Origin of the sequence: Bradyrhizobium sp. AUGA SZCCT0160 (genome assembly GCF_018130105.1) — a bacterium.
Lineage (GTDB): Bacteria > Pseudomonadota > Alphaproteobacteria > Rhizobiales > Xanthobacteraceae > Bradyrhizobium.
In genome coordinates this window covers 369,053-379,415 of record NZ_JAFCMD010000004.1, presented here as the reverse complement: position 1 = coordinate 379,415, position 10,363 = coordinate 369,053, and the positions used below count along the sequence as shown (strand labels likewise).

10 protein-coding genes and 1 pseudogene are annotated in these 10,363 nt (G+C 63.4%); 5 read left to right on the top strand and 6 right to left on the bottom strand.

Annotation, left to right across the window (positions count from 1 at the left end; all coding sequences use genetic code 11):
• Positions 1-177 (top strand): annotated as a pseudogene (locus JQ558_RS09945) (phosphoenolpyruvate carboxykinase (ATP)); the annotation flags it as partial.
• Between the two features lie 88 nt (positions 178-265).
• On the opposite strand, the gene rocF reads toward JQ558_RS09945, so the two are convergent.
• The 3 genes from rocF to JQ558_RS09930 form a co-directional block, all read right to left on the bottom strand.
• Positions 266-1,234, bottom strand: coding sequence for an arginase (rocF, locus tag JQ558_RS09940; RefSeq protein WP_212209294.1), 969 nt, complete (start codon positions 1,232-1,234; stop codon positions 266-268).
• A gap of 50 nt (positions 1,235-1,284) precedes the next feature.
• Positions 1,285-2,100, bottom strand: a complete 816-nt coding sequence (locus JQ558_RS09935) for an acyl-CoA thioesterase II (protein WP_212293524.1) — start codon at positions 2,098-2,100, stop codon at positions 1,285-1,287.
• Between the two features lie 200 nt (positions 2,101-2,300).
• Positions 2,301-4,823, bottom strand: coding sequence for a glycogen/starch/alpha-glucan phosphorylase (locus tag JQ558_RS09930; protein ID WP_249142407.1), 2,523 nt, complete (start codon positions 4,821-4,823; stop codon positions 2,301-2,303).
• Positions 4,824-5,028: 205 nt separating this feature from the next.
• On the opposite strand from JQ558_RS09930, the gene JQ558_RS09925 reads away from it, so the two are divergent.
• From JQ558_RS09925 to JQ558_RS09915, 3 genes are all read left to right on the top strand, one after another.
• On the top strand, positions 5,029-5,259 hold the full coding sequence (locus JQ558_RS09925; protein ID WP_212209297.1) for a hypothetical protein: 231 nt from the start codon (positions 5,029-5,031) through the stop codon (positions 5,257-5,259).
• A gap of 149 nt (positions 5,260-5,408) precedes the next feature.
• Positions 5,409-5,738 (top strand): multidrug efflux SMR transporter, encoded by a 330-nt coding sequence (locus JQ558_RS09920; protein ID WP_211999553.1) that lies wholly within the window; start codon positions 5,409-5,411, stop codon positions 5,736-5,738.
• Positions 5,739-6,410: 672 nt separating this feature from the next.
• Positions 6,411-6,842 carry a hypothetical protein gene (locus JQ558_RS09915; RefSeq protein WP_212209399.1) on the top strand — a complete coding sequence of 144 codons (432 nt, stop codon included), beginning with the start codon at positions 6,411-6,413 and terminating at the stop codon, positions 6,840-6,842.
• Between the two features lie 159 nt (positions 6,843-7,001).
• On the opposite strand, the gene JQ558_RS09910 is transcribed toward JQ558_RS09915, so the two are convergent.
• Both JQ558_RS09910 and pyrE read right to left on the bottom strand, forming a co-directional pair.
• The gene (locus JQ558_RS09910) at positions 7,002-7,811 is read right to left on the bottom strand and encodes a DUF2865 domain-containing protein (protein WP_409363404.1); all 810 of its coding nucleotides are present in this window, start codon (positions 7,809-7,811) and stop codon (positions 7,002-7,004) included.
• A 275-nt stretch (positions 7,812-8,086) separates the two neighbouring features.
• Complete coding sequence (gene pyrE / locus JQ558_RS09905; RefSeq protein WP_212209300.1) at positions 8,087-8,650, bottom strand: orotate phosphoribosyltransferase; 564 nt, start codon at positions 8,648-8,650, stop codon at positions 8,087-8,089.
• A gap of 202 nt (positions 8,651-8,852) precedes the next feature.
• Here pyrE and JQ558_RS09900 point away from each other — a divergent pair, with 202 nt between their 5' ends.
• Positions 8,853-9,479, top strand: coding sequence for a glutathione S-transferase family protein (locus JQ558_RS09900; RefSeq protein WP_212275130.1), 627 nt, complete (start codon positions 8,853-8,855; stop codon positions 9,477-9,479).
• A gap of 153 nt (positions 9,480-9,632) precedes the next feature.
• Here the strand turns inward: JQ558_RS09900 and JQ558_RS09895 are convergent, their stop codons facing one another.
• On the bottom strand, positions 9,633-10,268 hold the full coding sequence (locus JQ558_RS09895; protein ID WP_212036478.1) for a LysE family translocator: 636 nt from the start codon (positions 10,266-10,268) through the stop codon (positions 9,633-9,635).
• Positions 10,269-10,363: the final 95 nt, after the last annotated feature.

Below are 10,363 nucleotides of genomic sequence, written 5' to 3'. Positions count from 1 at the left end.
CCGGGTGTCCCCGGCGACATCCTCAATCCCGTCAACACCTGGAAGGACAAGGCCGAGTTCGACAAGACCGCGCGCGCGTTGGTCGGCATGTTCCAGAAGAATTTTGCGAAATTCGAAGCCCAGGTCGACGCCGACGTCCGCGCCGCCGCGCCCGAGGTCAAGCTCGCGGCGGAGTGATCCGAACGTCATTTCTCGGAAATGAAAAGGGCGACCGCAAGGTCGCCCTTTTTTCACAGAACGCTTGTTCTTGATGCGGCTGCTCTGGCTATCGTCCTTGCAGCATCGCGTTTGTCGGCGTTCGGCGATCGGTGATCTGCAGGCCGAACAGGCTGCCGATCAGCTCCACTGCGACGCGCGCGGTGCGGCCGCGCTCGTCGAGGAACGGGTTGAGTTCGACGATGTCGACCGAGCGCACCAGTTCCGAATCATGCAGCAGTTCCATGACCAGATGCGCCTCGCGATAGGTGGCGCCGCCGGGCACGGTGGTGCCGACACCCGGTGCGACCGCCGGATCGAGAAAATCGACGTCGAAGCTGAGATGCAGCACGCCATTTTTCGCCTTCACGCGCTCGATGACGCGGCGGATCAGCACGCCGACGCCGAATTCGTCGAGCGCGCGCATGTCGGCGATCGCGACGCGGCGGTCCTGAACCAGCTTCTTTTCCAGGGGATCGATCGACCGGATGCCGAACAGATCGAGCTGATCCGGCGTGATCGAGGCGCGCGGCTGATCGCCGAGCAGATCGTCCAGCCCGCCTTCGCCGCACAGGAACGCCGAGGACATGCCGTGCATGTTGCCGGTGATGGTAGTGTCGGGCGTGTTGTAGTCGGCATGCGCATCGAGCCACAGGACGAACAGCGGCCGGCCCTGTTCTTTCCAATAGCGCGCAACGCCATTGACCGATCCCATCGAGAGCGAATGATCGCCGCCCATGAAGATCGGCACCGCGCCGGAACGCGCCAAGTGGTAGGCGCGCTCGCTGAGCAGCCGAATCCAGGTTTTCACCTCGTCGTAGAATTTGGCGTTGGCAGGCGGCGGTCCGTCCGAAATGACTTTCGATATCGAAAGGTCGCCGTGATCCTCGACGGCAAATCCCAACTGGTCGAGCACGCGTGCAATGCCCGCGGTTCTTAGCGCCGCGGGGCCCATCAGCGTGCCGGCCTGCGAAGCACCGATTTCGATGGGGATGCCGAGCAGGGCGATATCGGGCTTCTTGGCGTCGGGTTGGGACATGAGCCGCCTTCCAGGGCCTAGGGAACGGAAGATGAGGCCCGTATGTTCCCTTACGCCTTGAAATACGCGATTTGCGTCGTCGTTGCGAGCAGCCGTCCGTTCGGCGACCACAATTCGCCGTTCTGGTCGCCATAAGACTTGTGGAAAATCTTGGCGTCGGCCACCGCCAGCACGCGCGTGATGTCTTCGGCGGCGAGATCGGCGGCGTCGGCGTGGAAATAGGTCGTGATCGACACCGTGCCAAACGGTACCAGTTCGCGCCTGGCGTGGAAGATACGGCCAAAAAACGCGTCCGACATCGACATCAGCGACAGCGCGTCGATCTTCCGCGGCACCCGGTCGCCGATCCACAGTTTCGAGAACGAGTTCGGCTCGGCCGACGACGTCGAGCCCCAACCCGGCTCGCCCTCGACGAAACGGAAATCATACTGCTTGACCCAGGGAGCGGCGACCTTTCCGTAAGGCAGCGTCTGCTCGTAGGGTTTTGACGACGGGAACGGCGCCTGCGGGTGCGACCATGACGGCCGGCGTTCGGCGAACACCGCGGTGGCCAGCGTCGCCACGTCGCCGCCGCCTTGCGTCATCTCCACGCACCAATGCTGCGTCGAACGGTTGGCCTTGACCAGCCGCACGTCGAGATCGAAGGCGCCTTGCGCGACCGGCGCGCAGAAATTGACGGTGAGCGACAATGGATCGCCCGATCGTTGCGGGTGGTCCATGAGAGCGCGCAGGATTGTGGCCGCAGTGCAGCCGCCGAACGGGCCGACAAAGGCCCAGTAATCCTCGCTGGTCTTGCCCTGCCAGCGGCTGTCGCCGGCGGTGACCTGCGTGGCGTCGTCGAACAGATGCGGTGTCTTGGTAAGCATGGAATTCCCCGGGGTACTGCCGTGCAGTATCACCGCAACTGGCATGAATTCAATGACGTGACAGGTAATGGCTTTCTCCGTCATGGCCGGCGTCCGCTTGCCCATGCCCGGCCACCCACGTCTTCCTTGTCAGTGGCGCCTGAAGACGTGGATGCCCGGGTCAAGCCCGGGCATGACGAATCGAGAGAGATCGCCGGAATTCAGCCCGACACGCCGCGCTGGGCATCCTGCTCCTGCACGGGCCCGGTCGGCAGCACCGGCACGTGCCAGATATCCGCGGCGTATTCGCGGATGGTGCGGTCGGAGGAGAACCACGGCATCCGCGCCACGTTGAGGATCGAGGCCCGCGTCCACGCCGGCATCACCTGCCAGCGCGCATCGATGCCGCGCTGGGCCTCGTAATAGGAATCGAAATCGGCGGCGCACATGTAGTGGTCGAACTGGCGCAGCGTGTGGCCGATCGCCTCGAACCGGGCGGGGTCGCCGGGCGAAAAGTCGCCGCTCTCGATCGCGCTGATCGCCCGCGACAGCCGCGGCGAGCGGCGGATCACGTCGGAGGCATCCAGCCCCTGCCGGCGCCGGACCATGACGTCGCCGGCCTCCATGCCGAAGATCGCGATGTTTTCCGCGCCGACATGGTCGCGGATTTCGATGTTGGCGCCATCGAGCGTGCCGATGGTCAAGGCGCCGTTGAGCGCGAGCTTCATGTTGCCGGTGCCGGAGGCTTCCATGCCGGCGGTCGAGATCTGTTCGGACAGGTCCGCCGCCGGGATGATCACTTCGGCCAGGCTGACATTGTAGTTGGCGAGGAACACGATCTTCAGCCGTCCGGCGACCACGGGATCGTTGTTGACGATCTCGGCGACGTCGTTGATCAGCTTGATGATCAGCTTGGCGGTGCGATAGCTCGCCGCCGCCTTGCCGGCGAAGATTTTCACCCGCGGCACCCAGTCGCGCTGGGGTTCATCCTTGATCGCCTGATACAGCGCGACCGCTTCGAGAATGTTGAGCAGCTGCCGCTTGTATTCGTGGATGCGCTTGATCTGGACGTCGAACAGCGCCGACGGATCGACCTTGATGCTGAGGCGCTCGCCGATCGTCCGCGCCAGCGCCAGCTTGTTCTGGAGCTTGACGTCGCGGAACTGCTGCTGGAACGAATTGTCGCCGCAATGGTCTTCGAGGCGCTGCAGCTGCGAGAAATCGTCGAGCACAGCTTCGCCGCAGGTCTCGCGCAACAGGCCGGTCAGTTTCGGATTGGCCAGCATCAGCCAGCGCCGGAAGGTGATGCCGTTGGTCTTGTTGGTGATGCGCTGGGGATAGAGATGGTTGAGATCGTGGAACACGGTCTCCTTCATCAGGTCGGAATGCATTGCCGAGACGCCGTTGATGCGGTGTGAGCCGACAAAAGCCAGTTGTCCCATCCGCACCCGGCGGCCGGAGCGCTCGTCGATCAGCGAGACCGAGGCGCGGAAGTCGATATCGCCGGGCGCGCGTTGCTCGGCGAGTGCCAGATGCGCGGCGTTGATGCGGTAGATGATTTCCAGATGCCGCGGCAGCAGCCGTTCGAACAGTTCGACCGGCCAGGTCTCGAGCGCTTCCGGCAGCAGCGTGTGGTTGGTGTAGGACAGCGTCGCGACCGTGATCTTCCAGGCTTCGTCCCAGCGGAAATTGTGCAGGTCGACCAGCAGCCGCATCAGCTCGGTGACGGCAAGGCTCGGATGGGTGTCGTTGAGCTGTACCGCGGCCTTTTGCGCCAGGCTGCGCAATTGTCCGTCGGCGGCGAGGTGCCGCTTGACCAGATCCTGCAGTGAGGCGGAGACGAAGAAATATTCCTGGCGCAGCCGCAATTCGCGGCCCGCGGCGCTCTCGTCGTTCGGATAGAGGAATTTGCAGATCGATTCGGCGCGCGCTTCCTCGGCCATTGCGCCGAGATAGTCGCCGGTGTTGAAGGCATCTAACCGCAGCGGATCGGGCGAGCGCGCCGACCACAGCCGCAGCGCGTTCACATGCTGGCCGCGCCAGCCGACGATCGGGGTATCGTAGGCGACGGCCTGCACGGTTTCGCCGGGATGCCAGCTGGCGCGTTCGCGGCCGCGGTCCGCGACATGGGTGACGTGGCCGCCGAAATGCACCTGATAGACCACCTCGGAGCGCTGGAATTCCCAGGGGTTGCCGAAGCCGAGCCACTCGTCGGGATATTCCTGCTGCCAGCCCTGCGCGATGATCTGGCGGAACAGGCCGAAATCGTAGCGGATGCCGTAGCCGATGGCGGGAATGGCGAGGGTGGCCATGCTTTCCATGAAGCAGGCCGCCAGCCGCCCGAGGCCGCCATTGCCGAGCGCCGCATCCGGTTCGCAATTGCGCAGGTCCGACAAATCGACGCCGAGATCGCCCAGCGCCGCCTCGAACAGCGGCAGCAGGCCCATATTGTTCAGCGCGTCGGTAAACAGGCGCCCGATCAGGAATTCGAGCGAGAGGTAATAGACCCGCTTGCGGCCGGCGTCGTAATTATCCTTCTCGGCCGTCAGCCAGCGGTGCACAATGCGGTCGCGCAGCGCCAATGCTGCGGCCTTGTACCAGTCGCGCTTGGTCGCCATGCCGGTGTCCTTGCCGATGGCAAGCCGCAGCTTGGCGAGAATCGCGCCCTTGATCTCGGAAAGCGCCAGTTCGTCGATCGGTTGGCCGGGCACCGGAAAACTCCCTGCGAATGCTTGTTCTTGCAACGCGTCAATCCCTGCAGTTTCAGACTCAACGAAAGGATACGCGCCTTGCATCACAACCGAAACTATCCAGACGTTTGTTGTGCACCGCGCTGGTATGTTTTTATGCAAGGACCGGGCCGATTTGGTGGCCTCCGTGCGCCGATTTCGGTGCTAGAATAACGGCCGAGAGCCTGGATATCGCCTTGAGTCTGAAGGAGGGTGGGCCATGAGATTGATCATCGAGATCGCCGCTGCGACGCTTCTGATGGTCTGCATCAGCGTCACCAGCGCCGCGTTCGCCGCCGGCAAGGCGGGCAAAACCGCCGATGGATTGGGATGCTCGTTCAGCGTCGCGAAGAATGCGGCGCCCGCCACCCGGTGTGCGGCGATGAAGCGGCAATGCGGCGGAAAATTCTACGCCAATTATTGCGGCGGCAAGATGCTGTCGGCGATGTGAGCTGGCAGTCGTAGCCCGGATGGAGCGAAGCGCGATCCGGGATTGGGCAAACCACACATGAATCGGTTCCCGGATTACGCTTGCGCTTCATCCGGGCTATGGGGCCGCCCGAGTCGTCAAAACATCACATGCGTCTGCTAGCAGGCGGCATGACCTATCTCTATTTGGGCATCGCGATTCTCTCGGAAGTCGTGGCGACAACCTTCCTGAAACTGTCGGACGGTTTCAGCAAGCCGCTGCCATCGCTGGTGACGGTCGCGGGTTACGCGGTGGCGTTCTATTTTCTGTCGCTGACCCTGCGAAGCCTGCCGACAGGCGTGGTCTATGCCGTCTGGTCGGGCGTCGGCGTCGTCCTCATCGCCACGATCGCCTGGGTGTTCCAGAGCCAGAAGCTGGACACGGCGGCGCTCTGCGGCATGGGCCTGATCGTCTCCGGGGTTGTTGTCATCAATCTGTTTTCCAGCGCTTCGTCGCAGTAAAGACAAGCCAGCGGCACTGAACGCCCGGGATCGGAAACGCGCAGCGCCCATCAGCCTGTCAAGCGTATCTCGCTGTGCCGCCATGCGCGAACGTTGCCCGCGCTCTCGATACTTCCGGCTTCGGCCAATGCCTGGATGCGCGCAGCCAGCATTTCCGCATCGATGGGCCATGCAAGCGCTTAGCAGCGAATGACAAGGTTGCCGATAACCCGGGCGGTCTTCTGCCAATTCGGTTTCAGAGTGGAAAAGATCAACTCGTCGAGATCGGCCTGGGACACGGACTTAGGGAGCACGACCGCCCATTGCAGGGTCGAATCGATGGAGGGCTCTTCGTCCGATGGCGGTCGCAAGTCCGGATAGCGATCGTAAACAGCCCGCAAGAGGCCGAAATGCAGGGCGGAAACGGTCTCTCCAAGGGGATTGGCGAGTGCTGTCCGATCCGCCTGATCAAGCGCTGATATGCAGCACTCGCCCGGTCAATGGCCTCTGCGGCATCGTGCAAGTGCCTGGCAATTTCCGTGGCCTGCATCCGGTCCATGTCTCGATCTCGCAAATTAATCCTACTGGAACAAATTAAGAACACTTTAGCAAGTGCTTGATATATCATTGTGATTCGGCACAGCGCCGACACAATATCTATGGTCTATCGCCAATATCGAGGACTACATGTCCATGTCCACCATCGCCTTCGATCAATTCGCGCTCACCCGTATCGCCGATTTCGCGCGCTCGCTGTCGCGGCTGCATCAGGCCTCGCGCCGCCAGCCGGTCGACGACGACACCATCGACCGTGAGTTCAATGCCGTCTGCATGTCGGTGTGGGGCTACACGACCGACGATTTCAGCGACGAGTTGTTCTCGATCGCCGACCACGCCTGGCTCGATTCGCTCGACGAGGCCCATGCGCGGATCTTTGCCGCCGAGCAGGGCTACGACCTCGTCGACGACCAGGGCATGCTGTCGGACTGGTGGGGCTATTGCTGGATGATCCTCGCCGAAAAGCGCGGCCTGCTGACGCCGGAAAACCGCGCCGCGGCGCGTGCGGCGATCGAGGAAAAATATCTGTCGGCGCCGAACGTCATCGGGGTGATCGTCGGGCGGTGATGATTGTGTTTGTCATTCCGGGATGGTCCGTAAGGACCAGACCTCAGATGCGCAATTGCGCATCGGGGAATCTCGAGATTCGGGTTCGATGCTTTGCATCGCCCCGGAATGACGGCCCTAAGATGTACTGTTGCTATCGTTGACTCGTGCGATCGGCCGTCAGTTCACTTCCGCCCGCTTCGCCGCCTTGGGGGCCGTGCTCTTCGGCACCACGCTCGCCGGCATCGCGATCTCGTTTCGCGTCTCGGGCATCACGGTCTCGCCGACCATTTCAGCGCTGACAGGTGCGACCTTCATTTCGCCGAGCCGGGCACGGACGCTGGCGGTGAGGCCGGGATAGGAGGCGACGGGCGTGAATTCGGCGGTCTGCTCGGCGCCGAGGCGAACGCCGGTATAGGCGACGAGGCCGTCGGTGGTGGCGACGACGTCACCCGAACGCAGCGAGGTGTCGAGCGCGAGGTCGACCGGCGCAAGGCCGGACGGGCTCCTGCCGTTGCAGGTGCAATCGGCGCGCAGCGCCTTGCGATAAGCGAACGCGTTTTCGCTGTCCGCGTAGCGCTCGCCATTGCTGGCCGACGCGCTGTCGATGTTGCTGCCGTAGAACACTTTGGTGGGGCTGGCGGGGCAGAACGCCTGGCACATCTGAACCGGCGTGGCGTTGCCGCGCGTGGTCAGCGGAAAATACTTGCCGTCGCAGCTACGGACGCAGAAGGCGGGTCCGGAGCCGGCGACGCGCGGCGCCGGCGCGGGCTGCGCTGGCGGCTGATTGAGGCCGAACGGATCGGCAAAGAAATTCGCCTGTGCCGGGGCTTGCCGCGCCTGCTGTTTCTGGCCACCGCCAAAGAACATGTCGAACAGGCCTTCGGCCGATACGCTGCCGGGCACCAGCATGAAAGATGCTGCAAGCGTGGCGGCGGCAATAGAAGTCGCGCGGCGCCGCATGCGCGAAAAAACCAACTCTGTACGCAACGCTAACTCCACCCAACGCAACACTTAACCACCGACGCGCAACAGGCGCCGGTGGATTCACCATAATCCGGGATGGTAAACGAGCTATGAGCAAGCGCTCGGCAGCGGGAAAGAATCGAGTGTCGATGGCGTGCCCCGGATGCTGCGCAGCGCGCTTGCGGTGCGCTGCTGATCCGGGGCCGATGTGGTCGACGGGCGAGTGTGGGTCCCGGCTCTGCGGAGCAGCACGAAGGGTGCTGCACCGCGTCCGGGACACGCGCCAGACGAAAGAGCAATCAGCCCTTCAAAAATTCACCGGCCTTGTAGAGCGAGCGGAACGGAATGCCTGCCTCGGCAAACGCTTCGGTGGCGCCTTCGTCGCGGTCGACCATGGTGAAGACGAGCACGATCTCGCCGCCGGCATCGCGGACGGCTTCAACCGCTTTCAACGCCGAACCGCCGGTCGTCGTGACGTCTTCCACGATCACGATGCGCTTGCCTTGCAGGCTCTCGCCCTTGGCGAGGCCCTCGACCGCCAGGCGGGCGCCATGCTCCTTCGGCTTCTTGCGCACGAAGAACGCGGCGATCGGATGGCCCTTGAGCCAGGAGAGCTGCGCGATCGCGCCGGCCAGCGGCACCGCGCCCATTTCCAGGCCGCCGACGTAGTCGAGCTGGTCGTCCTTCAGCGCCTCGTAGGTCAATTCCGCCAGCAGCGCCGCACCCTCGGGGTCGAGCATGGTCGGCTTGAGGTTGAAGTAGAAGTCGCTCTTGCGGCCGGAGGCCAGCGTGATCTCGCCGCGGCCGAACGATCGCTTGCGGATGATCTCGGCGAGGCGGGCGCGGGAGGCTGACTTGGACAAGGCGTATTCCCAAAGGTTTGAGGCGGGCGGCAATCTATCGGTGCTTTCCCTTTCATTCCAGAGCCGATCTGGCCAAATCAACAGGGCGCGGCAATCTGCCGGGCCCCCGCCGAGCGCAGGGAAGCCCCCTCGGAAACGGCGGTTGTAAGGCCGCAAGCTTCCGCGCTACGGGAAGTCCAAGCTTTATTGGGGGAAACCGTAAATGACCATCGAACTGCACACTTGGAACACGCCGAACGGCCGCAAGATCTCGGTCGCGCTGGAGGAAATGGGGCTGCCCTACAAGGTGATCCCGGTAAACATCAGCAAGGGCGAGCAGATGGCGCCCGCCTTCCTCAAGCTCAGCCCGAACAACAAGATTCCCGCAATCGTCGATCCCGATGGCCCGGACGGCAAGCCGGTCAGCATTTTCGAGTCCGGCGCGATCCTGCTTTATCTCGGCGAGAAGACCGGCAAGTTCCTGCCCAAGCCGCTCAACGACCGCATCCCGGTTTATGAATGGCTGATGTGGCAGATGGGCGGCTTTGGGCCGATGCCCGGCCAGGTGCACCACTTCATCGCGCTCGAGAACGAAACCGACCGCGCCTATGGCCTGAAGCGCTACATGGACGAGACCCGCCGGCTCTACGGCGTGCTGGACCGCCGGCTCGACGGCCGCGACTTCGTCGCGGGTGCGCTGTCGGTCGCCGATTTCGCCATCCTCGGCTGGGCCTGGCGCCACCCGCGCCACAAGGTGGAGCTGAAGGATTTCCCGAATGTCGAACGCTGGTACAACGCGCTGATGGCCCGCCCGGCGACGAAGCGCGGCATGGAAGCGAAGCTGGATTGAGGGTCTCGGTGTCATTGCCGGGCATAGCCGTCTGAAGGACGGCGTCGCTTCCGCTCGCCTATGACCCGGCAATCCATCTTTCTTGACCAAAATGATCTGCCTGCTTGCGCAGGCGATGGATGCGCGGGTCAAGCCCGCGCATGACGAGATGGGCTACGCCTTCCTCGCCTCGAACGCCATTTTCACCGCCAGCCCCGCCAGCACGGTGCCCATCAGCCAGCGCTGCAGCAGCAGCCAGCTCGGCCGCGTGCCGAGAAACAGCGCGATCGATCCGGCCGCCAGCGCGATCATCGCGTTGACGCTGACGCTGATCACGATCTGGATCGCGCCCAGCGCCAGCGACTGCGTCAGCACGCTGCCGACGGTAGGGTCGATGAATTGCGGCAGCAGCGCCAGATAGAGCATCGCGATCTTCGGATTCAAGAGATTGGTGACAAAGCCCATCGCGAACAATTTTCGCGGGCCATCGACCTGCAGCTTCTTCACCTGAAACGGCGAGCGGCCGCCCGGCTTCAGCGCCTGCCACGCCAGCCACAGCAAATAGGCCGCGCCCGCAAAGCGCAGCGCGTCATATGCGTAAGGAATGGCGAACAACAGCGCGGTGATGCCAAACGCCGCGCACAGCATGTAGAACACAAACCCGAGCGCGACGCCGCCAAGCGACACGATCCCCGCCGCCGCGCCTTGCGTGATCGAGCGCGAGATCAGGTAGATCATGTTCGGCCCCGGCGTCAGCACCATGCCGAGCGAGACGAGAGCAAAACCGAGCAGGGCGGACGTGTGGGGCATGAGCGGACTCGCGAGGGAATGCGCGCAGGTTCTAGCGCGCGACATGCCGCGATGTCATTTCGGAAATTGTACGGAGAGCAATTCTAGCAGTCGGT